The 25,206-nt window shown below is 67.9% G+C and carries 25 protein-coding genes and 1 pseudogene; 16 read left to right on the forward strand and 10 right to left on the reverse strand.

Translation table 11 applies throughout. The annotated features are described in order from the left end of the window. Positions 1-101: 101 nt before the first annotated feature. The 5 genes and pseudogenes from HEP81_RS10025 to HEP81_RS10040 all read right to left on the reverse strand — a co-directional run bounded on the left by HEP81_RS10025 (position 102) and on the right by HEP81_RS10040 (position 4,378). Entirely contained in the window at positions 102-506 is a 405-nt protein-coding gene (locus tag HEP81_RS10025; protein WP_037662452.1) for a hypothetical protein, read from the reverse strand. Between the two features lie 104 nt (positions 507-610). After that, positions 611-2,380, reverse strand: a complete 1,770-nt coding sequence (locus tag HEP81_RS10030) for a relaxase/mobilization nuclease domain-containing protein (protein WP_037662449.1) — start codon at positions 2,378-2,380, stop codon at positions 611-613. Continuing rightward, complete coding sequence (mobC, locus tag HEP81_RS41445; RefSeq protein ID WP_037662485.1) at positions 2,380-2,709, reverse strand: plasmid mobilization relaxosome protein MobC; 330 nt, start codon at positions 2,707-2,709, stop codon at positions 2,380-2,382. Before mobC ends, HEP81_RS10030 begins: the two co-directional genes overlap by 1 nt. Continuing rightward, positions 2,691-3,308 (reverse strand): annotated as a pseudogene (locus HEP81_RS41450) (ATP-binding protein); the annotation flags it as partial. The pseudogene HEP81_RS41450 and the gene mobC, both read right to left, overlap by 19 nt. A 68-nt stretch (positions 3,309-3,376) precedes the next feature. Further along, a complete protein-coding gene (locus HEP81_RS10040; RefSeq protein WP_037662445.1) occupies positions 3,377-4,378 on the reverse strand; it encodes a hypothetical protein in 1,002 nt (333 codons plus the stop codon). A 373-nt stretch (positions 4,379-4,751) separates the two neighbouring features. Between HEP81_RS10040 and HEP81_RS10045 the strand changes: the two genes are divergently transcribed. The 6 genes from HEP81_RS10045 (at position 4,752) to HEP81_RS10070 (ending at position 9,395) form a co-directional block, all read left to right on the forward strand. Further along, entirely contained in the window at positions 4,752-5,252 is a 501-nt protein-coding gene (locus HEP81_RS10045; protein WP_051850596.1) for a helix-turn-helix domain-containing protein, read from the forward strand. Positions 5,253-5,416: 164 nt separating this feature from the next. Beyond that, on the forward strand, positions 5,417-5,926 hold the full coding sequence (locus tag HEP81_RS10050) for a hypothetical protein (protein WP_243279367.1): 510 nt from the start codon (positions 5,417-5,419) through the stop codon (positions 5,924-5,926). Positions 5,927-5,943: 17 nt separating this feature from the next. Then, positions 5,944-7,122 (forward strand): MAB_1171c family putative transporter, encoded by a 1,179-nt coding sequence (locus tag HEP81_RS10055; protein WP_421673953.1) that lies wholly within the window; start codon positions 5,944-5,946, stop codon positions 7,120-7,122. Beyond that, positions 7,119-7,736, forward strand: a complete 618-nt coding sequence (locus HEP81_RS10060) for a phosphatase PAP2 family protein (protein WP_037662440.1) — start codon at positions 7,119-7,121, stop codon at positions 7,734-7,736. Before HEP81_RS10055 ends, HEP81_RS10060 begins: the two co-directional genes overlap by 4 nt. A gap of 130 nt (positions 7,737-7,866) precedes the next feature. Beyond that, on the forward strand, positions 7,867-8,541 hold the full coding sequence (locus tag HEP81_RS10065) for an HAD family hydrolase (RefSeq protein ID WP_037662438.1): 675 nt from the start codon (positions 7,867-7,869) through the stop codon (positions 8,539-8,541). Further along, on the forward strand, positions 8,538-9,395 hold the full coding sequence (locus tag HEP81_RS10070; RefSeq protein ID WP_078967690.1) for an NAD(P)-dependent oxidoreductase: 858 nt from the start codon (positions 8,538-8,540) through the stop codon (positions 9,393-9,395). The genes HEP81_RS10065 and HEP81_RS10070 overlap by 4 nt, the downstream gene beginning before the upstream one ends. A gap of 37 nt (positions 9,396-9,432) precedes the next feature. On the opposite strand, the gene HEP81_RS10075 is transcribed toward HEP81_RS10070, so the two are convergent. Further along, a complete protein-coding gene (locus HEP81_RS10075) occupies positions 9,433-9,906 on the reverse strand; it encodes a P-loop NTPase family protein (RefSeq protein WP_338058740.1) in 474 nt (157 codons plus the stop codon). 83 nt (positions 9,907-9,989) lie between these two features. Beyond that, entirely contained in the window at positions 9,990-11,030 is a 1,041-nt protein-coding gene (locus tag HEP81_RS10080; protein ID WP_037662435.1) for an AAA family ATPase, read from the reverse strand. A gap of 209 nt (positions 11,031-11,239) precedes the next feature. Here HEP81_RS10080 and HEP81_RS10085 point away from each other — a divergent pair, with 209 nt between their 5' ends. Further along, on the forward strand, positions 11,240-11,437 hold the full coding sequence (locus HEP81_RS10085; protein WP_037662434.1) for a hypothetical protein: 198 nt from the start codon (positions 11,240-11,242) through the stop codon (positions 11,435-11,437). A gap of 263 nt (positions 11,438-11,700) precedes the next feature. Next, on the forward strand, positions 11,701-11,928 hold the full coding sequence (locus tag HEP81_RS10090) for a helix-turn-helix domain-containing protein (protein ID WP_274599483.1): 228 nt from the start codon (positions 11,701-11,703) through the stop codon (positions 11,926-11,928). A gap of 108 nt (positions 11,929-12,036) precedes the next feature. Here HEP81_RS10090 and HEP81_RS10095 read toward each other — a convergent pair whose 3' ends face one another. After that, positions 12,037-12,738 (reverse strand): 2'-5' RNA ligase family protein, encoded by a 702-nt coding sequence (locus HEP81_RS10095; protein ID WP_243279369.1) that lies wholly within the window; start codon positions 12,736-12,738, stop codon positions 12,037-12,039. Then, positions 12,680-14,125 carry a helix-turn-helix domain-containing protein gene (locus HEP81_RS10100; RefSeq protein WP_167739881.1) on the reverse strand — a complete coding sequence of 482 codons (1,446 nt, stop codon included), beginning with the start codon at positions 14,123-14,125 and terminating at the stop codon, positions 12,680-12,682. The genes HEP81_RS10095 and HEP81_RS10100 overlap by 59 nt, the downstream gene beginning before the upstream one ends. A 441-nt stretch (positions 14,126-14,566) precedes the next feature. Between HEP81_RS10100 and HEP81_RS10105 the strand changes: the two genes are divergently transcribed. From HEP81_RS10105 to HEP81_RS10130, 6 genes are read left to right on the forward strand one after another with little or no spacing between them, the layout of a single operon-like run. Beyond that, on the forward strand, positions 14,567-15,136 hold the full coding sequence (locus tag HEP81_RS10105) for a class I SAM-dependent methyltransferase (protein ID WP_243279793.1): 570 nt from the start codon (positions 14,567-14,569) through the stop codon (positions 15,134-15,136). Further along, a complete protein-coding gene (locus tag HEP81_RS10110; RefSeq protein WP_037662429.1) occupies positions 15,133-16,449 on the forward strand; it encodes a N,N-dimethylformamidase beta subunit family domain-containing protein in 1,317 nt (438 codons plus the stop codon). Before HEP81_RS10105 ends, HEP81_RS10110 begins: the two co-directional genes overlap by 4 nt. Positions 16,450-16,462: 13 nt before the next feature. Beyond that, positions 16,463-17,605 (forward strand): glycosyltransferase family protein, encoded by a 1,143-nt coding sequence (locus tag HEP81_RS10115; RefSeq protein ID WP_243279370.1) that lies wholly within the window; start codon positions 16,463-16,465, stop codon positions 17,603-17,605. 6 nt (positions 17,606-17,611) lie between these two features. After that, on the forward strand, positions 17,612-19,207 hold the full coding sequence (locus tag HEP81_RS10120; RefSeq protein WP_037662427.1) for a hypothetical protein: 1,596 nt from the start codon (positions 17,612-17,614) through the stop codon (positions 19,205-19,207). Next, on the forward strand, positions 19,159-19,713 hold the full coding sequence (locus tag HEP81_RS10125; protein ID WP_037662426.1) for an FkbM family methyltransferase: 555 nt from the start codon (positions 19,159-19,161) through the stop codon (positions 19,711-19,713). Before HEP81_RS10120 ends, HEP81_RS10125 begins: the two co-directional genes overlap by 49 nt. Before the next feature lie 23 nt (positions 19,714-19,736). Continuing rightward, positions 19,737-20,375, forward strand: coding sequence for a histidine phosphatase family protein (locus HEP81_RS10130; RefSeq protein ID WP_037662424.1), 639 nt, complete (start codon positions 19,737-19,739; stop codon positions 20,373-20,375). A gap of 32 nt (positions 20,376-20,407) precedes the next feature. Here the strand turns inward: HEP81_RS10130 and metG are convergent, their stop codons facing one another. Continuing rightward, positions 20,408-22,132, reverse strand: a complete 1,725-nt coding sequence (gene metG / locus HEP81_RS10135; protein WP_037662422.1) for a methionine--tRNA ligase — start codon at positions 22,130-22,132, stop codon at positions 20,408-20,410. A 341-nt stretch (positions 22,133-22,473) separates the two neighbouring features. On the opposite strand from metG, the gene HEP81_RS10140 reads away from it, so the two are divergent. Beyond that, a complete protein-coding gene (locus HEP81_RS10140) occupies positions 22,474-23,769 on the forward strand; it encodes a nucleotide sugar dehydrogenase (protein ID WP_037662419.1) in 1,296 nt (431 codons plus the stop codon). A gap of 11 nt (positions 23,770-23,780) precedes the next feature. Further along, complete coding sequence (locus HEP81_RS10145; protein WP_078967689.1) at positions 23,781-24,827, forward strand: NAD-dependent epimerase/dehydratase family protein; 1,047 nt, start codon at positions 23,781-23,783, stop codon at positions 24,825-24,827. Positions 24,828-25,206 lie beyond the last annotated feature (379 nt).

Genomic DNA, 25,206 nt, shown 5'->3' on the forward strand with positions numbered 1-25,206 from the left:
TGGTCGCATCCCTGAGAGCACGGCCGATGCTCGACTGCCGGTGTCGCCCGATCAGGGCCGTCGGCCGCCAGCAGGGTGGCCGGGCCAGCAGCGAGCACCAGTTACTCCAGATAGGTGCCAGCGAAGGCGCCGTCGAAGCCGAGTGCGATCAGGCCCTGCTCGACACTCGGGTACGTCGTCCCGTCCGGGATGGCGATCATGGAGTCGAAGTCGGCGCGGCTGATCTCGGGCTCGAGCCACTGGTTGCTGCAGCGGCAGCGGATCCAGACGTTGCGGCCGTGGTTGATGAGCAGCCAGTCGCGCCGGGCCCGGCAGGCCGAGCACATCACGGGGATCCCGCGCAGGGTCAGCTCCGGCGGTTGGCTGAGGCAGCGCGTCGCGCCGGGTCCGCTGTGCGGCTGCGTCTCGTACCGGAGTTGCGGCAGCGGATCGCTTGCGGCGGGGGCGACGGGCAGGACGTGGGTCGGCTCTACGTGGTGGTCGGTCGTTCTGAGCACGGGCGTCATCTCCCGGTCGAGGGCTTTCTCTTCATCCGTAACAGCCGGTGAAACCGGTTGTCCAGGGGCTTCGCGCGGTCGGGAGGCCAGTGGCGGGCCTGCCGGACTGCTGGTCAGCGGCGCGGCGGGCGGCTGTGCGGGCCCGGGGCGGCGGGCTTGGGCGAGGCCGAGGGCGCGGTCCGGACGCCGGTCCCGTTGGCCGGAGGCTTGGCGCGGCCGGTGCTGGCCTGCGGGCGTCGAGTGGCTTCGCCCGGGTGGGCGGGGAGCTGGGCGAGGCGGCGCAGTCGCCAGACCAGGACGTCGTTCACGTCCTCGGCCGTGTCGAGTTCGCGCATGGTGATGGCCTCCTGCAGGAGGGCCTTCGGGTCGTGGCCTGCCTGCTCGGCCTGAGCCAGGGTGGCGGCCAGGGCGTCGTTCTTCGTGCTCGTGCCGGGTCGGGTGCGGTTCTCGGGCAGGACGGTGCGGATGGTGGTCTCGTAGGCGCGGCGCTGGGCTTCGGGCAAGGCTCGGCCCTGGTCGCGCAGGGCCTGCATGGGTGCGGCGGCGGCCTGGTGGTAGGCGGCGCGAAGGTGCTCGGCGGCCTGCCGGGATGCTTCGGCCTGCTGGGCGTGACCGCGTGCGGAGTGCCAGCGTGCTGCGGCCAGCGCCACCAGGACGAGGGTGGAGACGAGCATGGCGGTGGTTCCGCCGTCTTCTCCTCGGCCGAGCGCACCTCCGGCCTGGACGATGCCCCGAGCCGCCGAGCGGATCGCCCGGGTGTCGGCGCGTTCGGCTCGGACGTGGCTGCGGGTGGCTCGTTCGAAGGAGCGAGCGGCGGCGCCAAGTTCGGCGCGGGTGGCGGCCGGGGAGGTCTGGGCAACGGCGTCCAGGAGTTCGCCGACTCCGACGAGTTGGGCTGCGGCTTCGTCGTCGTCGCTGTCCAGGAGGACTGCGGCGCGCTCGGCGATCCCGGTGGCGGTGCGTCGCCCCCGTGCAGGCGGTGACCAGTCCGAGCGGCTGCTGTCGGCTTTCGGCAGCAGGCCTGTGTAAGGGGTTCCGTCGGCGAGGCGGCGCTGGATCCTGGGATAGGAGAGGTCGGGGGCCAGGGTCGAGCCCGCGAACCAGACCGGCTCGCGGTCGCGGTTGCGGTCTCCGGGCAGCGCGACCGTGTAGCCGAGGACGTCCCCGGAGGGGGCGTGCCGGAGCTTTACGCGCAGGCCGGCCTCGCGAAGGCGGGTGAAGAACTCGGCTTCGCCGACGGCTCCGGCGACGGCCTGGCGGACGGCTTCGCGCAGCGTCTCGCGCGGTGTCTCGGGTCGGCCGACCCGCTCCGCTTTGAAGCGCTCGGCACTGGTGGGCGTGTTGGCTCCGGTTCCGTCGCCGGGCTTGAGCCGACGCAGGCCCATCTCCTGTTCGATGCGACGGCATTCGGCCTGGGCCTTCTTGAAGTCGTAGTTCATCCTCGGGCGGCGCAGGTCGCCTCGGACCATGGTGGCGAGGATGTGGATGTGGTCGTCAGCGTGGCGCACCGCGACCCAGCGGCAGCCGTCAGGATCGCCTTCGGGGGCGAGGTTGACAGCGTGGACCAGGCGGCGGGCGACGGTGTTCCACTCGTCGTCGGTCAGGATCCGGTCGCCGGGGTCGGTACGGACCGAGCAGTGCCAGACGTACTGGGCCGGCGCCTTGTCGCTGGCCTGCTTGACCCGCAGGTCCAAGGCGGCGGCAAGCCGGGCCAGGGTGACCTTGGGGTCGGGGTCGGGGCTGGTGTCACGGCCGGGGTCGGGGGCGAAGCCGTCCCAGCTGCCGACGAGGTGGGGGTCGGTGTGCTCGTCGCGCTTGCCGGGGCCGTACAGGTAGACGAGCAGGCCGTGGGTGCGCGAGCCGCGTCGGATCTTGGGGACCATCAGAGGCGCTTCTTCACCAGGATGTCGGCCGCGTCGTCCACGCGGGTCAGGACGCGGTTCACGGTCGTCAGGGCGCGGTCGAGTTCGCCGGGGAGGGGCTGTCCTCCGGCGTTGTAGACGAAGGCGATCTGGTTGACGTTGTTGCCGACACGGGAGATGGCGGTGCGCAAGGCGACCAGCTCGTCGATGGCGGCGTCGAGCTGTTCGTTGGTGTGCACGGTCGTCGAACCGCGGGCGACGGCGAGGCCGGCGGCGGCGAGGAAACGGGCGACGGTGACGGCGCGCTGCCTGGCGGCGGCGGTGATCTCGGTCTTCTCGGTGTCGGACAGGCGGGTGGTCGTCTTGTGGGTGCGCTGGCTCGGGTTGCGGGTGCGTCGGCGCGGCTTGCGGTCGGGGAACTTTCGCGGAGGTCGCGCATAGCGAGGTTGGTGGTGATCAGCGTGGGGAGCATCAGGTTGTACCGGCGGTTGATCAGCCGGTAGGTGATCTCCTCGACCCACTCGGAGGTCTTGGCCGCGCCGAGGTCGTCCAGGATCAGCAGCGGGTAGCGGCTGACTGTCTCGAGTTCGCGTTCGGTGTCGTGTCCGGGGCGTGGGCGCAGGTCCGCGTAGAGGTCGGCGGCCGTGGTGGCCCGCCACCTGACTGCGATACCCGCTTCGCCGAAGGTTCGGACCGCGCCGTAGACCTGGTGGGTCTTGCCCGCGCCGGTGACGCCGGCGAGGAGCAGGCTGGGGCCGGTGGTGATCTGTCGTCGCGCGCCGGGGTTGGGTGCCTCGGCTCGGGCGATCACGTCGCGGGTCCAGGCCAGTACCTCGGGGTGGTCGGCGCGGGCAGTCCGGTACCGCGGGGGCATCCGGGCGTCCAGCAGACCCAGCGGCGTGTAGGGCTGGTCCTCGTCAGGGGCGTCGGGGAGGTGCTGCGGGTTCATGCCTCGGGCGGTGAGGATCCGCTGCAGTCGCTGGAGGGCTCCGGCACCGAGGAGCTCGGGCTCGCGCCTCACAGCTCCTCCGCGTAGGCGGAGACCGGGTCGACCGGGTTGATCCACGCTCGGTGCGTGACGCCGGGCCGGGATGCCGTCTGGGCCGGTACGCGGGCGTTCATGGCGTCGTTCACCAGGCTCGGCAGCCTTGAGGGATGGCCCTGGATCTCGGCGTAGCGGGCGAGGCCGGCGCGGATGTGGTCCACGTCGATGCCTTCGGCCAGCAGCTTCTTCAGCAGGCGCCCGAGGTGTCCGAGGACGTCACCGGGCGGGCGCTCGGTGCAGATGCCCACGTACTCAGCGAGGAGGTTCTTGGCGGTGACCGTGCCGTCGGGCGCTGTGCGCCCCGTAGGTGAAGACGATCCAGGATCCATGATCCTGGATCCGGACGTCGAGGCTCCGTCGAGGTTTCGCAGAGGGTTCGGCGAAGCCTCGACGAACTGGCCTTGACCTGTGGTTTCCCCTCCCGTTGGGGAGGCCGTCCCGCTGGTGTCGGGATGCCTGTCGTCGCCGGTGCCCGGAGCCGTGGCGCGGTCGCTGTGGGGACGCGCGGGCTGTGCGGGGCGCGGGTCGACGGCTCGGTGAGGGTTCGCCGAGGGTTCGTCCACTGCTCCCCGAGTCTTCGCCTCGACCTCGACGCAGCCGGCCTTGCACGGGCCGCACCTCTTGTCGCTGTTGTGGGCGACGCAGACCGGGAGCCGGGACTGGCTGGGCCGGTCGATCTTCTGGTGCTCGTACCAGCCGTTCATGTGGAGGTAGCGCTTGCCGTCGCAGCCGGTGTACCGGCAGATCAGTCCGGCGTCGGCGAGCTGCTGGAGGTCCTCCTCCACGTGTACGGGAGTGTGCTCGGCGCGCAGCGGCCAGAGGAGGCCGGCGATGATCGCCGGGTTGTCCCGGTGCCGCCCGTGGTCGTCGGACTGGGTGAACAGGCCGATGTAGGTGACGACCGCGGTGACCGAGCAGGCCGCGACCCGTTCGTTGACGAACAGGTCGGGCTTGACTGTCCGGATGCGGGCCATCAGCTCTCCCGGCGAACTCGACGACGCTGGAGCCGCTGGCACCGGCCCCGCGTCGGGGCTGCCGGGATTCCGCTGCTGGGTGGGCGCATGTGATACTCCGTCTTCATGGACGGGGCTGCGCGGTTGTCGCCTGCAAGCTGGCCGCGCGGCCCCGGATCATTGGGTGCCCTCGGCGAGGGCAGCCGACGGATGTCCGGGAGTTGGCGCTCCCGGGCATCGTCGTTTTGGCTCCACCCCGGCCTGGACCGTTTTCGTGGGTGGGTGGCACGATGATCACACTAGACTGAGATGGGGCGCGGCTGTCAACCAGGGAAGATGAGGATAGGGTGGCCATTCACGCCAGTGGAAGTGACGCAACCGGAGGACGGCCACAATGGACCACGAGAACAACCCACCTGCGGCGCAGGCGGGCGGCGGGGTCACGCTTGCCGGTCGCCTGGATCGGCTGTTCACCACCGTCCACCCGAAGGGGCGCGGCCCGTACAGCTACGAGGAGGTGGCGTCGGGCATCCGCCGACAGGGCGGCCCGACCATCTCCGCGAGCTACATCTGGCAACTGAGGACCGGCGCCAAGGACAATCCGACCAAGCGCCACCTCGAGGCCCTCTCCACGTTCTTCGGCGTGAAGCCCGCCTACTTCTTCGACGACGACGAATCAAAGAAGATCGCCGCCGAACTCGACGCACTCGCCGCCATGCGAGATGCAGGCGTGAGATCAGTGGCGCTACGTGCGTCCGGACTCTCCGACAAGAGCCTCAAGATCATTTCCGAATTCATCGAACGCGCTCGCGAACTCGAAGGCCTCGGGGTCCTCGAAGAGGATTCAATCACCGCCACGGATTCCAGTGGCAAACATCACGGCAGCGTGAGCTGATGCCCCATTAGCAAGGATTAGACGCCCCACTTGCGCATGATTGTCCTGATTCAACCGGCACAGTCGGCAGCCCTCCATATGTGCGACCGGAAATGATCCATATACTCGCCACGGCATCGCGGCAGTGAGTCGCGCGTTCGAGAAGTGTCGGAGTCGGAGGGCAGATGAAGTCCGGTCGTTCGGGGCCTGCCCAAGATCAGGAAATCCGGCTCGCATCCGTCCTGGACGATCTCGACCTTCCGGACCCCTTCAAGATCGAGGAACTGCTCGCCCGCGTGTCCAAGAAGCGCGGCCGGCCTATCCACCTGCACACCTTCCCCGCGATCACCGGTGACGAACTGCCCTGCGGAGCGTGGCTCGCCACAGACAAGGCAGACCACATACTCGTCGAGGACGCAACCAGTCCCCTCCACCGGGACCACATCGTGTTGCACGAGGTCAGCCACATGCTTCTCGGGCACACCCCTCGCCAAACCCTCGGCCGAGCCTTTCACCACCTCGACCCTGACCTCGTGACGGGCGTCCTTGGCCGCACGAGCTACGAGACCGAGGAGGAGCGGAGCGCGGAGACGCTGGCCGGCCTCATCGCGACCCGCGCCGCTCTGCGTAGAACCAGCGACCGGCCCACCCCCACCACCTTGCGTCGGCTCAATGCCGCGCTCAGCGATACCTGAGACGTCCCCCACAAATAATTGACGCGATACCCGCCGTCCTGCTCTGGGCCGTCACCCTCTGGCGTGCCCGCTCCGCCTTCCGGAGACCCGAACGACTCAGTCTCTGGCTGGCCTTCGCGGCACTCGCCATAGCCATGACGGTCCGGCCGGGCGCCATCGCATCGGCGGTCGACAAACACCTGCACGTCACCAACCTGACGTTCCTGATCAAGCACATCTGCGGGACCGTCGCGGCGGCATCGGTCCTCACCTTCGTCGCCGACATGGCCGAGTCGAAGACCGAGATGCGCGTATCCAGGCTTCACAAGGCCGTGCCTGCCATCACGGTCGTCCTGCTGGCTGCCTGCTTCTTCGTCACGCCCCAGCCTCACGAGGCGGAGGACCTCCTGGCGGACTACGCCGACCACGCCACGATCCTCGCGTACGGCGTCATATGGACCTCCTACCTCGGCGCCGCCCTGCTGAGCGCCACACTGCTCTGCTCCCGCTGGGGGCGCCGCCCCGACAGCGGACTCGTGGGCCGAGGGCTGCTCCTCATCGGCACCGGCACCACCGTCGGCCTCGTATACGCCTTTCACCGCGTCGCCGTGCTGTTCATCGACTACCTCGGCAACAGTCCGCGCAATGAACGCGTCAACCACGCGCTCAGCACGGACCTGCTCTTCCTAGCCCTGCTGCTGATCGTGCTGGGCAGCACACTCCCCGCCGCCCCACGCCTCCTCGCCCGCATCCGGGCCCACTGGCAGCTCGTCAACCTCTACTCCCTGTGGCGCACCCTCACCGACGCCGTCCCGGAAACCCGGCTCGACACACCGCCGAGCCGCGCCGCCGACGCCACCAACCCACTGCGTACGCACGACCGGCTGTACCGGCGCACCATCGAGATCCGCGACTCGATCCTCACTCTCGCCGACCACGCACCGGCTGAACTGCGCGGACGCGCCTACGACCGCGCGACCTCCCTCGGCTTCATCGGCGCCCACGCCGACATCACCACCGAGGCCTGCTGGCTCGCCGTCGCCCGCGAGGAGCGGCTCCGCGGCGCGGCCACCGGTTCCGGCGAGCCCATGCCTCCCGCCAGCGGAGGCCGCGACCTGGCCACCGAGATCCGCGCCCTCACCACGCTCAGCACCGCCTACCGCTCCCGCGCCACGCAGGACTTCCTCCGCGCCCACCTTGAGGAGACACCGGCATGACCACGACCACGCAGCTTCCGCCCACTGCCGCTGTTCCTGCCGAGCGGCGCTCGGCCCGCCTAGTCACCGAGGTCCTGGCGCCCGCCAACCTGGTCGTCGGCGTCCTGCTGGTCATCGGCTGGCACTCCACCAACTCCCTCGCGGGTGTGAGTTGGGGCCTGCTGGCCGGCGCCTTCTGCGGCGGCCTGCCGATCGCCTACATCGTCGCCGGCGTCCGCCGTGGCCGCTGGACTGACAAGCATCTCAAGGTCCGCTCCCAAAGGTGGATACCGCTCTTCGTCACCCTTGGTTCTGTCCTCGTCGGCACGAGCCTGCTCCTGGCGCTCGACGCGCCCCGCGAGGTCGTCGCCCTGGTCGCCGCCATGATCGCTGGCCTGGTGCTGACCATGGCGGTCACCGTCTGGTGGAAGGTCAGCGTCCACACCGCCGTCGCCTCAGGCGTCGCCGTCGTCATCACCGTCGCCTACGGCTGGTGGGCCGCCCTCCTCTTCCTCGGCGTCGCCGCCGTCGGCTGGTCCCGGGTCTCGCTGCGCGACCACACGACGGCACAGGTGATCGTGGGCACCATCCTGGGCGGCACGGCGGCAGCCGTGGTGTTCGCGGGACTGCGCTGACCCGTTCGCGCAGGTTCCCCGCGGACCAGCGGACCGAGAGGATGCGCCGGTGGGCCGGGCGGCCGCATCCGGCTCATGGTCGACGAGGCCGTCCGGCCTTACGACGAGCCCGCGCATTAGGCTGCGGGATGTGCGGCGCCCTCTTGTTCTCTTCGACCTCGACAACACACTCGTGGACCGGCGAGGAGCCCTCGCCGACTGGGCCGCCGAGTTCACCACCCGGCACGGTCTGGAGGACGGGGAGCAGGCGTACGTGCTGGGCATGGTGGCCGAGCGGGCCTATCCGTCCACCTTTGACTCGATCCGCACCCGGTACCGGCTGCCCCTATCGACCGTGGAGCTGTGGGGCGCGTACTGCGCAGACATTGCGGACATGGTGTCTTGCCCGGCCGAGGTCCTCGACGGGTTGGACGAGCTGCGTGCAGCGGGCTGGCGAGTGGGCGTGGCGACCAATGGTTCGGTCGACATCCAGCGCGCCAAGCTGCGGGCCACCGGTATCTCCGAGCGTGTGGACGGCGTCTTCGTCTCCGAGGAGGCCGACGCGCGCAAGCCGCAGCCCCGGCACTTCGCCTTGGCCGCGGCCCGCTGCGGCACCGTGCTGGGTGCTGGCGGTTGGATGGTCGGCGACAACCCGGTCAACGACATCGGCGGCGGACGTTCAGCAGGGCTGCGCACCATCTGGATCGGTAGCGACGGCTCTTGGCCGGCGGACGATCCCGGGCCGGACCACATGGTGTCGCATGCCCGCGCCGCCATCGATTTCCTGCTTCTGCACGCCGCCGACCGCGCGAGGACCACGGCGTGACGGACACCATCGGGTTGCTGCACCCCGGCAGCATGGGATCCGCCTTCGGCGCGCAACTGCGCGCCCGCGGCCACATCGTGCTGTGGTGCCCCGACGGACGCAGTGACGCAACCCGCCGCCGGGCCGAGCGCGTGGGCCTCGAGCCCGAGGCACTGCCCGAGCTCGTCTCCCGCTCCGACGTGCTGCTCTCCCTGTGCCCACCGGCCGCCGCGGAGGAGGCTGCCGGTCAGGTGGCCGAGCTCGGCGTGGCTGGCACGGGAACGATCTATGTCGAAGCGAACGCCGTCACGCCGTCGCGTGTGCAGCGCATCGCCGACCGTTTGGCCCCGATGACGGTCATCGATGCCGCGGTGGTCGGATCCCCTCCAGTGGGCGGCAAGATTCCGGTGCTCTATCTGTCCGGCCCCGGCAAGCAGGTCGACCGGATCGCCGAACTCTTCGCCGGAACCGATGTGCGAACTCACGTCCTGGGCGACAACATCGGGCAAGCCTCCGCACTCAAGCTCGCGTACTCCAGTTACCAGAAGGTCTCCCGCGTACTGGCAGCCGTGGCGTACGGAGCGGCCGAGTCGTACGGTGTCGAGGACGAGCTTTTGGTGATCGCAGCGAAGCGCACCCGTAGCTACCTCGTGGAGACGGATTACATCCCCAAGACGGCTGCTCGCGCCTGGCGTTGGGGACCTGAGCTTGAGGACGCGGCGGCACTTCTCGCCGACGCGGGGCTGCCGGACTCCCTCATGCATGCCGCTGCCACGACGCTCGCCCGGTGGGACGGCAACAGAGACGAGCGACTGGATATCGCCGAGGCACTCGAAGCCCTGCGCGGTGAGCGAATCCTGGACGACCGGACTTGAGCAGGGTGCATCCGCTGGATCGCTGACGTCCTGGCCGTCAGGGGCGAGGTGATGTGGTGCGGACGATGTCGTCGATCTTCCTTGCGGCTTCACTGGCTGGCGTCATATCCGTGTCCACGCGCAGCTCCCACTGAGCCTGCGGGTATACCGCAAGGTCGGCCTGGGTGGCGTCCCACGCGGCCAGCCGAGCCGCCGTGTCGGTGTCGCCCCGCTGCGGTGAACGCAGGGCGGTGGTCTCCTTGGAGCACCACAGCAGAACGCGCACCCAGTGCGCCGGGAAGACGGCGGCCACCTGCTTCATCCCCACCATCTGACCGAGGTGGACGACGGGGATTCTGCCGCCTTCCATGGCCTGTTCGAGGCCGGGCCGGTCGATGACATAAACGTTGCCGTACCGGTCGTTGCGGTAGATAACGTCGCCGCGTGCTTCCAGGGCGGCCAGCTGCTCAGGCGTGCCCATCCGGTAGCCCTTGGTCTTCCCGTTCCCGATCTTCAGCCGGGTGAACAGCACATACCGTCCGTCAAGTTCGGTGAGTGCCTCCGTGATCGTGTCTTTGCCTGCCGCCGGCGGTCCGTACAGGAGAACGCCCTGCTTCACTGGAACACCGTCCCGAAGACCTGGCGCACCTGGTCCGTAAGTGAGATCGCGGCCCCAAGCCGGTTGTCGACTACCAAGTGCGGTGTTACTGGTCGCAGTTCGAGGTCGATTCCCGCAGCGTACGTGTCCCAGTTCTGGAGCTTCCAGCTGTCCCGGGCGGCGGACCGGAAGCTGATGTACTCGTGCATCGTGTCGATGTCGCACTGGATCCAGACGACAACGACGGTGACGCCGCGTGCTTCGCAGCGATTGATCAGGCGTCGCATCCACCGAGGATCGGTGGCCTCAGCGATGAACGGCGCGGAGAGCACCGTGCTGATCGCACAGTCGATGTTCGCGTACGCGGTCTCCAGCAGGCACTGGTACTCCAGCGGGCGAACCTTCTCCCGGTAGAGGTCGGTGTGCCGGTCATTCGGATCGCTGCCCATCTCCACGAGGAGCCGCTCGACGAGGGGGCGCGTGATCGGGTCCTTGTCGAGGACGGGCCAGCCGGTGAGCTGGGATATGAAGCGCGCGAACTCCGACTTACCGCTGCCCGCGTAACCACCGACCATCATGAGTGTCGGCTTGTTCGGGTCACCGCCGGTGTGCCGTCGCTTCCAGGCGTCGAGGATGCGCTGCTGCACGCCCTGCCCGTCCGTGTCCTCCGTACCGGGCGAGAGTTGGAGCAGGGCTCGCTCCACAGCCAGCACATGGGCTCCGTTGTGCGGCTCGGTCGACGCGGTGAACCTGAGCGTCCTGGCCTCGTCGGGAAGAGCGTTACGGAAGCCGAGTTCGGGCTCGGTCGCGCGGTAGAGCAGGCAGTACGCGCGGCGGTAGTGCGGTCCCGGGTAGACCTCACCCTGCTCGTGTTGCCAAAGAGTCTGGAAGTTGGCGGCCGGCACTGTGAGCCCGGCGGCCCGGGCCACCTCACGGAGTTGCTCGCCCGCCCCTTCGAGCGTCAAACCGTGGGCTTCCCGTTGCTGTCTCAGCTTGTCCGGGCGCCACCCCGGGCGAGTCTTCCCCACTTCGCCTACCGCCTGCCCATCCCTGGTCATGATCCGGAGCCTAGGTCAGCCTCTCACGAACGCGTGTGATAGCGGGTGTTGAAAAGTCAGGTCACAAGCCCATGAGTATTCGATGAGCAGCATCGGCAACAGCTCGTGATACTCCGTGGACCTCTGAGCCGCTGTCATGGTCACACCGACGCGATCGTTGCTCACCGCCTCGGTCTCCACTATCCGTACGAGTTCGGAGGGGCTCCGCAGTGGCTGTCGATGTTGCTGTCCTGCTGATCCTCGGCATCGTGATCGTCTTCTCATGCCGCGGAGGCGGGCTGAAGGCAGGACACGCCTTGGCCTGTGCTGTTTTCGGCCTCTACCTGGCCGGGACTGAGAACATAGGGCCTTTCGTGAAGGACGCCACGGCGTCGGTCGCGCACCTACTGTCGGGGCTGAGGCTGTGATCGCGACAGCGGCGGCCCCCGGTCCCGGAGAATCTGCCCTTCTTGATCGGGCTTCCGGAACAGATCTGGGCCAGCGCGCCCGCCGGTGTCGGCGCTGCCACTGTCTACTCAGCCGATACAACGGGGACCGTTACTGCGGCAGCTGTGCACGCACAACACGGCATCAACCTGCACCGGCACCCCGCGTACCGCCCGGCGTATGGGCTCGTGCCGACGTCCAGGAAGCTCTGGTCGCTCGCGACTTCGGCAGGCTGTGCCAGCTCGTGCGTACAGTCAGCGGCTTACGGCAGAGCGACATGGCCGAGCTCTCCGGACTGAGCCAGGCCTTCCTGTCCATGCTGGAGTCAGGCGCGCGACGACTGACGAACATCGACAAGATCGTCGAACTGCTCACGGGACTCAACACTCCAGCGGAGTTCACCGGCCCCATGCTCCGAACGCCGAACGGTGCGGGCAATGAGTCCGACGAGTGGCCTGACGCGCGTGCGTAAGCGAGTAGTGGAAGGGCCGTCCCACGTGCGGTGCTCCGCAGTACGGCCAAGTCAGGCACGCCGCGCCGGCACTCTTGCGCTGACGCGCTCTGCTTTGCGGGAATGCGCTCAGACCAAGTCTACTTGATCGATGACATGCCAGCGATAGGCCCGGTCTTCGCGGCGCATCTCGACAAGATGTAGGTGGTCGACCGGCAGGCTGACACTGTCGATGTCGCGGAGCGGGCGGATCGCCTCCCGGACAATGCTGGCGTCCGTCGGGCGGTTGCAGTACGCGATGCCGATATGCGGCCTCAGTGCCGCGGTCGGCTTTCTGAAAGGCAGTTGGCGTTGCGCGCCTGCGACGGACAACTGGGAATGCAGGTCAAGCACGGGAGTCCACGGGGCAACGCTGTAGCGGACCGCGCCGCGGGACGCGGTCATGGGTACGGCCTGGAGCCGGAACCGGCCCGTCGGCATCGCGGCGGTGGTGGCTAGGAGCGTGTCCAGTTGCTCCAGCGAGACTTCTTCGATGGTGCCGATCCGGCCAAGGGTCAGATGCAGGCCATCGGCGTCGATGGAGTCGAAGTTCAGGTCCCGGATCTCGTCCTGGCAGTTTCGAGCGTGCTCGGCGAGCGCCGAACCGGCGGGAAAGACGAGCATCCAGTAGTAGGCGCGCGTCGACGGGGTCCACCCACGCCGGTCCCAGTGGTTGCTCATCTCCTCCACTCGGTCGAAGGCCGCCCAGTCGTGTGCCGCGATGGCCTTGGGGTCAGCCATGTCCGGCGGCGGGGCGGAAGGAAACGCGCTGGTGTCGTGGCTGAGCAGCACCCGGTGCCCTTCTCTTACGGCTATCGCTCGAGAGTGCCATCTTGGCAGAGTTGGTCACCGCTTGGGTCAAGGGAGCGTTGTGCCAGCGTCGTAGCGACTCGGCGTAGTCCCTCACAGTCGGCACCTGATGCCAGGGTGCCGCAGTGGCGTGAAGTTCACCGGCGCGCTGGATGACCGATCGTATCGGCGGACCGCCCCCGGCTTCGAGGACCTCCAAGCCAAGCATCATGGCGTGCTCCACGTCCGGCTGAGGGCCGGCGAGCAGTGCAGTGGCCACGTCCAGGCGAACCAAGGCCCGGCTCCAGGCGGAGTCGGACTGCTCGACGAGTTCGTCGACCTGCTCCGCGTACTGGATGACCTCCCGGGTGTTGCCGAGGGCGACGTGCGCGGTGGCGGCGTTCGCCAGGGTGCGGGCGATGCTGTACGGGGAGAAGGCTATGCACGGTGTCAGACCGTCGGGAAGCCGGTGGTCACTGCTGAGGTCCTCGGCTTCTGCGATGGCCCGCTGTGCACCGACCGCGTCGCCGAGCTTGCCAAGAGCGCGTGCTCGGCCGTTGGCCAGTAGCCGGATCGCCTGCGCGTTGCCCCGATCGATGGCCAGGCCGGCATCGGCCCACTCGAGTGCCCGGTGGTACCGCCCCGCGTAGTAGGCGCCCAGAGACCTGGTGCCGAAGATCCACATCATCAGCTCCGAGTCGTCGATCTCCCGGGCGAGCTGAAGGGCTTCGGTGCTGTACGCGTCGGCGTGGGCCTCATAACCTGCGTTGACCGCCATGTAGCTGAGCAGTCCGGAGGCTCGGGCGGCCAGGCGGAACAGTTCGGCGCGCTGCCGAGGCGGCTGGCGCCCTTCCAGCAGTGTCTGGATGAAGTTACGCAACTCGGACGTCTTGGGGCCGAGCTTGTGCGGCCCGTCAGCCTCGTACCGGTCCACTATGGCACCCACCTGTTGGGCCAGCACGGCCAAGGTGGCGGGCTCGGCGTTGGACGAGATGGTGGTGCTCAGGCGCTTGGCCACGTCGAGCGGGCTCTCCCAGGGTTCCACGGCAACTGGTCCGTGAACTGGCACCACGTGCGGGCGCGGTGCCTCGATCGGATCGTGGGGGCATCGAGCGAACAGCCGCGGCAGGGCATGCTCCGGCACCCCCAGCCGCTCCAGCACAGTCACGATCTTGTCGTAGTGGGTCAGCCGTCTCGATCCGGACTCGAGAGCAGAGAGGAACGGCTGACTCAGGCCGGTGACGCGAGCCATCTCCTCCTGCCGTAACGAGGCAAGCCTGCGGACCCTGGCGATAGCTGGCCCGAAGTCGCCGTCGCGCATGGCCGTGACCACGTCGGCGTCCTGCCACACATGGTCAGGCACGCTGACCGGATGGGGCTCGGCTGCCACCAGCAGCCGAGTGCAGGGGCCACAACGCGGCTCACGGTTGTACCGGCTCAGGTTGAGCCCACATCCATCACACCGTCTTGGCTCGCCTGCCATCACTACCGCCGTCCTCCCCCTGCCGGCTTCTTGCGGATCTCCAGAGCCGGATCACACCAGTGATATCACCGCCGAAATGTGCCATCAGCCGGTTCCTGCCACATCGTTGATGGCCACACCAGGCCCCGGCCGCTGAACCAGCGACGAAGCCATGGCGGCGTCCCGCTGGCCACACACCGTGTGGCCACGCCGAGGAGGCCGCGGCGCACCGGGAGCAGCGGATGGCACCGCCACGTGGAATGAGAGGTCATCGTGCACGACGGCAGGGAAGAACACGACTGGTCACAACGCCAGATCGCCTACTACCGCGCAAGGGCCGCAGAGTACGACGACGCGTACGACGAGCGCATGGACATGCCCCGGCTCGTCGAGGCCCTCGACGAGCTGCCCGTCAGCGGGAACGTCCTGGAAGTCGCGTGTGGTACGGGTCAGTGGACCCAGTTGCTCGCCGACCGCGCGCGCAGCCTGACCGCACTGGACGCCGCCCCGGAGATGCTTCGCATCGCCCGAGCCCGGATGCAGGACACACCGACTCGCTTCATCGAAGCAGACATCTTCACCTGGGAGCCGGACCGTCAGTTCGACACCGTCTTCTTCGCCTTCTGGCTCAGCCACGTGCCGCCCGTGGAGATGGAAGCCTTCTGGGACTTGCTGCGATGGGCGCTGGCTCCCGGTGGCTGCGTTGCGTTCTTCGACGACGCACCCGCGAAGGCGGAGATCGAAGAAGCCGTCTCTGAAGCGCAGGTACCCACCGTGCGTCGTCGTCTCGCTGACGGGTCCCAGCACCTCACCGTGAAGGTGCTGCATGACGCTGCCGGCCTCACCAAGCAGCTGGACAGCCTGGGCTGGGAGGCGCACATCGAGCCGGTCGACACGTACCACTTCGCCGGCATCGCCCGTCCCCGGGGCAGCGAATGAGCACGATCAACGGCTACTGCGCCCGCCCGAGCGTCCGTGCCGGGGAGGTGCTCCGGCTGCATATCGCGACGTCGGCCTCTCGTTTCCGCGTCGACTTCTACCGGTGCGGGGCGGCTCCTGAGCACGCGGGGCACGCCGAGTGGCCGGGCCGCGCCGCCGATCCCGGAACATTCGACGGGGACTGGCAGTGGCCTGCTTACGAGTTCCTCGTACCCCCCGACTGGAGGTCGGGGGTCTACGTGGCCGTGCTGGCCACGGAGGCGGACTACCGCACGCCATCCATGGACTCTCGTGAGGCGCGGATCCTGCTGGTCGTCACTCCCGCCGCTCCCTCGGGCCGCAAGATCCTTTACAAGATCCCGACCTTCACCTACCAGGCCTACAACACGGCCGGCGGCGGTAGCCTGTACAGCGCCTCCCGCGTGACCATGCGCCGCCCCGGGGGCGGCGTCGGGGGCCCTGTCAAGGGGCTGCCCGACCCTTATGAGGCCGCCTCTCCCCGCCAGACGTTCGCGCACTGGGACGCCCCCTTCATCGCGTGGATGGAGGCGAACGGGCTGGAGAGCGACTTCTGTACCGATCTGGACCTCCACGAGGGTCGGCTTCTGTACGACGGATACCACCTTCTGCTCTCCACCGGACACGACGAGTACTGGAGCGCCGAAGGCCGCCGGAACGTCACCGCCTTCCGCGACGCCGGCGGCAACATCGCCAACTTCGGTGCCAACACCTGCTGGTGGCGGGTGGACGTCGCTCCGAGAGGTGCTGGGCTGAGCTGCGACAAGTTTCCTCCCGGGGCCTCCGCCTCGACGGACCCGGACAGCTCGTACGGCTGCCCGGACCACTGGTGGGAGTCCGAGCCCGAGAACACCCTGCTCGGCGTGAGCTACCGCAACGGCGGCGGCCACTGGGAGGGCCCCCGCGCACCGCTCGGGTTCACCGTGACAGAGGGGCACCACTGGATCTTCTCCGGCACCGGCTTGAAGACGGGCGATGTCTTCGGACGCGAGGCAGCCCTGGTCGGCTACGAATGCGACGGGGCAACGTACGAACTCGACGCGGTCGGCCGACCGCGTCCGACGGGCCAGGACGGTACGCCTGAGAACTTCGAGATCCTCGGCATCGCCCCTCTGCCCCCTGACTGGAGCTTCCCTGCCCGTGAGCCGACGACCAGCCCCCGCGCGGCCACCCTCGGCCTGTACACCGCGGCCGGCACTGTCTTCACGGCCGCGACCACGGACTGGGCGCGCCTGCTGGCCACCGACCCTCAGGTCGCCTGCATCACCCGCAACGTCATCACTCGACTCTCCTGACGAAAGGATCAACGTGTTCGAGTACCCGCGTCCACTCAGCGTGGTCATCGGCGTCAACGGCATCGGCATGGGGCACTCCGTCAGGCAGAGTGTGATCGCGCAGTACCTTCGCGACCGCGGACACCTCGTGCGGATCGTCACCAACGGCTCCGCCCGCGTGGAGTACTTCCGCGATCTCGGCTTCCCCGCGTGGGACGGGTGGATGCCGACGCTTCTTGCACGGGGCGACCGCTTACACGCAGGGGATGCCGTGCGCGCCAACGTCTGGCAGACACCCGCCGGTGCCGCCAAGCACCTGCGTCTGCGCCGGATACTTCGGGACACCGGTGTCCCGGACGTGTTCATCACCGACTACGAGCCCAACACCCCGCGTCTGGCTTACCACTTCGGGAAGCCGCTGATCTCCGTCGACCAGCAGAGCAAGTACCGGCACCTCGACCTGCCTCCTGTCGGCCGGTACGCCCGCACCGCTGACGAGCAGCGTCTGCGCTACTTCGCGCCCCACGTCGATCGGTCGTTCATCTGCTCCTTCGTCCCTCTCAAGGCCGACGACCAGAAGCTGGAGTTCATCGCGCCTGTCGTCCCCGACGTGGTTCGGTCCGCCCGGGTCAGCACCGAGCCCCTCGCTACGGCCTACTTCTCACGCTACTTCGACCACGGTCCGGAGGAGTCCGTCCGGGCCCTTGCCGAGATCTTCCGCAAGCATGTCCCGGATCGTGCCCTGCGCATCTACGCCCAGGCGTCAGAGACCAGGGATCTGCGCCAGTACGCCGACGAGAGGATCGAGATCTGCACCTTCGACCGTGAGGCATTCATCGCCGACATGGCACGCTCCGAGGTGGTCTTCTCCAACGCCGGCTTCAACCTCATCAGCGAAGCCTTCGTACTCGGCAAACCGGTCCACCTGATCCCTCTCCCCACCTATGACCAGCACTGGTGCGCCAAGGTCGTCCACGAGGCGGAACTGGGCACCGCATCACCGCACATCATCCCCGGAGCTGTACTCGACTTCCTCAGCCGAAGCCGGGAACTTCACAACAACGTCGTACGCCACCGGGACCAGCACCTCTTGGCCGACCCACGGGAACGGATCGCCTCCTGTCTGGAGACACTTCCCGCGACCAGTCAACGGCCCCTCGCACCATCCGCACGGTAGGCGGCCATGGCGACTCCCCCGCTCCCCGTCTCCCTCGGCATCGGAGTATCAGCGGCTACCGTCGTGGCCTGCTATCGCTTTGTGGTCTCTCCGGCTGTACGAGCCCTCGCCCGCCGCCGCCGAGTCCTGCTGGCCGTGGTTATCGCACTCCCTCTCACGGTACTGGCCGCGTTCCGGCCGTCACCCGAGCCCGGCCCACTGCGCTGGTTCGTCATCATCGTGATTGTCCTGCTCACCTGGCAGGGGGCGACCAGCGACTACGACGTCACAGAGCCCATCGCGCCCCAGCGCCTCGACAAACGGCTCCTGCTCCTCCTCGCGGCTGCCTCGTGTCTGTGGCCGGCGGCCCTGCTGCCGTGGATGGCCGTGCACTGCGGCAGGCTGCGCGGCTGGAAGCACCACGCCATGATGCCCCTGCGTCTGCTCAAGGCGTACCTCGCCTGGTTCTTCGTGGCGATGCTCTTCGGTGCCTCGTGTTCCGTAGCGGCGCTGCTGCTGGTCCTCGGCTGCGTCTCGTTCTCCCACTACGTCAAACCGGTGTGGAGCAAGGCCCGCCTCGGTCCGCACCTCTGGTCGTGGGCCTGGTACAACCGCACCCACTACCTCATGGCCTCCGCCTACTCCTGGGGTTGGGCACGCTTCCTGCGAGCCGAGACCACGGCCCGAGTGCTGCGCCGGGCACGCGTCCTCGATCGGCCCGTCAACTTCCTCACGATGGCCGTCGAGGGCGCTGGACTCATCGCGTTCCTCGACCGCCGTCTGCTCATCGTGCTCCTCCTGACAACCGCCCTCTTCAACTTCGTCGTCGCCCTCGCCTCCGGAATCCTCTTCTGGGAGAACATCGGCGCCAACGTCGCCCTCGCGATCACCGTCACGCTGCTTCCCGGTGCGGAGTACGGCCCGGCGTTCGGCGCGGCCGGCACACTGATCGCGCTCGTCCTGCTCCTGCTCAGCAGCGCCGACCTGCTGTGGCAGCCCTGGCACCTCGGGTGGTGGGACTCGCCCTTCACGGCACGTGTCCACTGGCAGGTCGAGACCGTCTCAGGGGCGAGGTTCGGTCTCTACAACGACTTCATGTGCCCCTACGAGCGCGAGTACGGCCGCGTCCTGGGCTACTTCCTCACCGACGAGCCCGTCCTCCACGGCCACCTCGGCATCGTCTGGGACCGGGAACTGCGTGACCTCCTCGTCCAGGCGGACGGCGACCGGGACCGACTGCACGCGCTCAAGCAGACCTACGGACGCGTACAGGCGGACGAGGAACAGGCGCGCGAACACATCGCCTACCTGACCAGGATGTTCACCCAGCTCAACGCCGGCGCGCAGAAAGGCCCCCTGTCCCGATCACTGCGCCGTCTCAAGGCCCCGGGCGGCCAGCTCTACGGGTGGGGCGACCTTCCTCCTTACCGCGGTGAGGAAGCGGTCCGCCGCATCACGATCCGCTATGAGGAGCGCTTCTACCGCCCCTCCACCGGCGACTTCGTCCTGCTCACCAACCGCACCGTGCAGGAGATCGACCTCCTGACACCCGGCCCAGACCACGGGAGTACCTCATGCGCAAAGTCTTCGTCGACTGCGGCGCGAACCTCGGAATCGTGCTGAACCGCTTCATCCACGAACTTCCCGACCACGACTTCTACGCGTTCGAGCCCAACAAGGACCTGCACCCTTCCATCCACCAGCAGGTCGCGCAGGCCTTCTACTCCCCGCGCGTCAAGATCTCCCAGAGCGCGGTATGGACCCACGACGGGACGATCGACCTCTTCCTCGGCCACCACGAGAGCTCCACCGTGATGCCCGGCAAGCGCGTACCGCCGGTGTATGACCGGCAGATCGACTACAGCTCACCTGTCCCTGTCCCCGCGACCGACTTCAGTTCGTGGCTGCGCCGGACCGTCACCGCCGACGACCACGTCGTCGTGAAGATGGACATCGAGGGCGCCGAGTATCCGGTCCTCAGCAAGCTGCTCGCCGACGGGACGATCAACCTCGTCTCCGTGCTGTACATCGAGTGGCACTACGACCGCTTCCCCGCCATGAGTCGAGCCGACCACGACCAGGTCGCAAACGCCGTATCCGCCTGTGTCGAAGTCCGGGAATGGGACTGACCCGAAGGAGGGGACACCACGCCATGCACTCGAAGCAGATCTACCTGATCAAGCACGGTGAGACAGAGGAGAACCTGCGGGGCATCCACCAGGGCCAGGCGCTCGGCGGCAGCCTCAGCCAGCGCGGAGTCGACGACATCCGCAAGGTCGGCGACAGCCTGGCAGCAGCCGGCATCACCGTGGACCAGATGCTCCTCAGTCCGATGTCCCGCTGTCGGCAGTCCGCCGCGCTGCTGGCCGCCACGCTCGCCCCCGCCGACGTACGAGTCGACGAGCGCCTGGCCGCCAAGAACAGCGGCTACCTCGGAGGCCGGCCCAGGGACCTCGCAGTAGCGGAAGCGAACCGCCGAGGCGTCCCCATCCACCAGCTCCGCACGCCGGGCGGCGAGTCGTCCGAGGACGTGCAGGCCCGCTACATGCGCCTGTGGGACGACGTCTGTGCGGGACCGAACCGCACAACCGTCCTCGTCGGGCACGGCGGAGGAATCGCCTGCCTGCTGCTACGGCTGACCGGGCAGGGCTTCGATCGCTACCTCGATCACGTGCCCGGATCCGCAGGCGTCACATGGGTTGAGGTTGGCGGCACCGCTCCACGAATCCGGCTGATTAACGTGCCGGGTGCGGACCTGCCCGGTCGGCTCAGCACCCGTACCGACCGATGAGAGCGCGGGCGGTACAGGTGCGAGAGATGCGGTCAGGCGTCCTCGGAGCCGCCGAATCGCTCCCGGTAGGACTCCAGATCCTCCTCAGTGATCTTGGTGAAGAGCACCGGCGGAACGGTGAACGCAGTCCCGGCCGGAACGGTGTCCAGGGCCTTGGCCTGCTCGGCGGTCACCCACCTAGCGGTGTCGCCCTCCAGCGCGAAGGCACCACGCATGGCAGCAGCAGTGGACGGAATGAACGGCTCGGAGACCACCGCATACAGGTGGATCAGGTTCATTGCGGTGCGCAGGGTCAGCGCGGCGCCGTCCGGGTCGGTCTTGATCTCCAGCCAGGGCGCCTTCTCCTCCAGGTAGGAGTTGCCCGCGGACCACAGCGCGCGCAGCGCAGCGGCGGCCTTGCGGAACTGGAGCGCCTCCATGTGCTCCTCGTATTCGGCGAGGAGCCGGGCGATCTCCTCACCCAGCTTCGCCTCCGCCTCACCGACCGAGTGGCCCGCCGGGACCTCGTCGCCGAACCGCTTGCGCGAGAAGGACAGCACGCGGTTGACGAAGTTCCCCAGGGTGTCAGCCAGGTCCTTGTTGACCGTGGCGGTGAAGTGCTCCCAAGTGAACGACGAGTCGTCGGACTCCGGAGCGTTGGCGATCAGGAAGTAGCGCCAGTAGTCGCCGGGCAGGATCTCCAGGGCCGCGTCCGTGAAGACGCCTCGCTTCTGGGACGTGGAGAACTTGCCGCCGTAGTACGTCAGCCAGTTGAAGCCCTTGACGAAGTCGACCTTCTTCCACGGCTCGCGCACCCCCAGCTCGGTCGCAGGGAACATCACCGTGTGGAAGGGGACGTTGTCCTTCGCCATGAACTGGGTGTAGCGGACAGTGTCGTCCGCCTCGTACCACCACGACTTCCAGTCACGGACCTCGCCATCCGAAGCGGCGTCCGCCCACTCCTTCGTCGCGCCGATGTACTCGATCGGGGCATCGAACCAGACGTAGAAGACCTTGCCCTCGGCCGCGAGCTCCGGCCAGGTGTCGGCAGGGACCGGGACGCCCCAGTCCAGGTCGCGGGTGATCGCCCGGTCGTGCAGTCCCTCGGTCAGCCACTTGCGGGCGATGGAGGAGGAGAGCTGCGGCCACTCCTCGCCGACCGCGTCGATCCACGCCTCGACCTCGTGCTGGAGCTTGGACTGCAGCAGGAAGAGGTGCTTTGTCTCGCGGACCTCCAGCTCCGTGGAGCCACTGATCGCCGAGCGCGGGTTGAGCAGGTCGGTCGGGTCGAGGACGCGAGTGCAGTTCTCGCACTGGTCGCCACGGGCCTTGTCGTAGCCGCAGTGCGGGCAGGTGCCCTCGACGTAGCGGTCCGGCAGGAAACGGCCGTCGACAGGCGAGTACACCTGACGGATGGCGCGCTCCTCGATGAAGCCGTTGTCGTTCAGCTTGCGCGCAAAGTGCTGGGTGATCTCGACGTTCTGCTGCGACGAGCTGCGCCCGAAGTAGTCGAAGGCCAGCTCGAACCCGTCGTACACGGCCTTCTGCGCGTCATGGGCCTGAGCGCAGAACCCCTCGACCGAGAGTCCGGCCTCCTTGGCGGCCAGTTCGGCCGGCGTGCCGTGCTCATCGGTGGCGCAGATGTAGAGGACGTCGTGGCCGCGCTGGCGGAGGTACCGGGAGTACACATCCGCCGGAAGCATCGACCCGACCATGTTGCCCAGGTGCTTGATCCCGTTGATGTAGGGAAGCGCGCTGGTGATCAGGTGTCGAGCCATCCTCGGATGCTCCATTTCGTACGTACGGCGCCGGAGCCGGTGCCACGGCGGGCCAAAGTCGGGACGCCGCAGCCGTCACGATCGCTCAGCTCGCGGCTTGACGACACTCACCGTGACGATACGGGTCTCCAGGCCACCGCCATCGTATCGAACCAGCGGTTTGCCTTTCCCACAGGTTTCGCGACCTGCATGCCCAGAGCCAAGAAGGCGCTCGGCCGTCCGAGACAGGCGGCCAAGCGAGTCTCGTACGGCCGAGGCGCCTCCCATCTTAGAGCGTCCGCAGCGCCGACGGTCTACATGCACCGCCCTCGTCCCCGCCCGAAGCCCAAGAGGTGGACAGCATGATCAAATACCGCGAGTTCCAGCAGCTCCGCGTCGTCGTAGTCGGGCAGGGATACGTCGGACTCCCGCTCGCCGTCAGAGCCGCTGAGATCGGGCACCGGGTCGTCGGCTTCGATGTGGACGCCCAGCGCGTCAAGCGGCTCGTACGCGCGGAGTCATACATCGAAGACATCCCGGACTCACGCCTTGCTCCGCTCCTTGCCGCCGGCGTCTATCTCCCGACCATCGACCCGGCCGACTGCGCGAACTTCGACGTAGCGATCGTCACGGTCCCCACGCCCCTTCGGGACGGGGTCCCGGACCTCTCCCACGTCGAGGCAGCCGCACGGATGCTTGGCCAACACCTCACACGCGGAGCGACCGTAATCCTGGAGTCCACTACCTATCCCGGCACGACCGAGGAAGTCTTCGGCCCACTCCTCGAAAGCGCCTCCCGCCTGACCGCCGGCCAGGACTTCCGCCTCGGCTACAGCCCCGAGCGCATAGACCCTGGAAACGCCACGTGGAAGCTGGAGAACACTCCCAAGGTCATCTCGGGCATCGACCCCGCGTCCAAGGAAGCCGTCCACCACTTCTACGCGTCCCTCGTCGAGAGGGTCGTCCCGGTCACCAGCTGCAAGGAGGCCGAGCTGACCAAGCTGCTCGAGAACACCTTCCGGCACGTGAACATCGCCCTCGCGAATGAGCTGGCCATCTTCGCCCACGAGCTGGACATCGATGTGTGGTCGGCGATCGACGCGGCCTCCACCAAGCCGTTCGGATTCATGCGCTTCACGCCGGGCCCGGGTGTCGGAGGCCACTGCCTGCCCATCGACCCTTCGTATCTCTCCTGGCGCGTCCAGCGCACCCTGGGCCGCAACTTCCGCTTCGTCGAGCTGGCGAACGACGTCAACAACCACATGCCCGACTACGTGGTCCGGCGCCTCATCGACGGCCTCAACCGGCGCAGGAAGTCCGTCAACGGTTCTCGGGTCCTGCTGCTCGGCCTCGCTTACAAGGCCAACACCGGGGACGCCCGCGAGACTCCGGCGGCCCGCATCGCCGAGCTGCTCATCGGCATGGGTGCAGTGGTCCAGGCGGCCGACCCTCACGTCCTCGACGACGCTCACCCTCGGGCTGCCGACCTGGAGAAGCTCCAGCGAGTGGAGGTAACCCCCGAGTGTCTCGCGGCAGCCGACGCAGTGGTCCTGCTCGCCGACCACGACGCCTTCGACTTTCCCCTGATCACTGCACACGCCCCGTACATCCTCGACTGCCGCCGTCGGCTCGCCGGCGCGCACGTCGACTCTCTCTGAAGGGAAGCCACGTGAAGATCGTGATCACCGGCGGCGCCGGGTTCATCGGCAGCAACCTGGCCCGGACTTTGCTGGAGCTCCGCGAAGTCAGCCAGGTCCGTGTGATCGACAACCTCTCCACCGGTGACAAGGAGAGCATCGCGGGTCTCGACGTCCACTTCTTCGAGGGCGACATCCAGGACGCCGCCCTCCTGGAGCGGGCATTTCACGGCGCGGACGCCGTCGTCCACCTGGCCGCCCTGCCGTCCGTGCCTCGATCCGTGAAAGACCCCCTGGCCAGCCACCACGCCAACGCGACCGGAACCCTCCAGGTCCTCGAAGCAGCCCGTCGGGCCGGCAACCTGCACGTGATCGCCGCATCCTCGTCCTCTGTCTACGGCGCGAACCCGTGTCTCCCGAAGCACGAAGGCCTCACCACCGCCCCGATGAGCCCATACGCGGTCACCAAACTCGCCACTGAGGCATACCTGGGCGCGTATCACCACAGCTTCGGCCTGCCGGTACTCCCCTTCCGCTTCTTCAACGTCTACGGGCCCGGCCAGCGCGCCGACCACCCCTACGCCGCGGTCATCCCCAAGTGGATCAGTGCCGCCCTCAACGGACACGTCGTCACTGTCCACGGTGACGGCACCCAGACACGCGACTTCACGTATGTAGGCACAGTCTGTGAGGTTCTCGCTGACGCTGTCCTGCGCCGGGTCGTCGAACCCAAGCCCGTGAACCTGGCCTTTGGCACTCGCATCTCCCTTCTGAGCCTTGTTCCGGAGATCGAAGCCGCAACCGGGCTCCGGGCTGTCACGGAGCACAGAGCCCGCCGTGTCGGGGATGTCCCTCACTCCCAGGCGGACCAATCACGCCTGCGTGCCCTCTTCCCGACGATCAGCCCCACGCCCCTGCAGGAGGGGATACGAGCAACGGCCAATTGGATCAGTCGCACGAACGAGCGCTGCACATGCGGGCAGGGCGGTAACGCCGCTGCGGGTTGCCGGGGCGCCGCGCGGTTCCGCCGCCTCGGGGATCCGAGCATCCATATTGCGAGTGCTGCACGAGACTGCTGATTCCCTACCGGTGTTCGTCAACAACTGGGACCCTGCCTCTGCCACCCTCCCTCGGGCCCACGCTGCAACGGACGCCGCTTTTTTTTCTCCGCACGGGACGATCGCAGAGCCCCGCACTGAGACCGACGGGACTACGACCTGTCCCAGGTCAGAGGGGTTCCTCGTATCTCCGTTCCAGGGACTTTTCAGGGACTTTCATCCCTGTCCGAGGGACTTCCGAGGGACTTTCCGCCGCGTAACGCGGCAAGCCCCCGAAAGACCGGAAAGGGCCTCCGACGCAGGTCAGAGGCCCTTTCCCAGGCAAAGCCGCAGGTAGCGACAGACGAGTCGGGCTGTACGCCGGGTTCTGTCGCCCGACCAAGGACAAGGGCACTAGCCA

It is taken from the genome of Streptomyces griseofuscus (genome assembly GCF_014673495.1).
Classification (GTDB): domain Bacteria; phylum Actinomycetota; class Actinomycetes; order Streptomycetales; family Streptomycetaceae; genus Streptomyces; species Streptomyces murinus.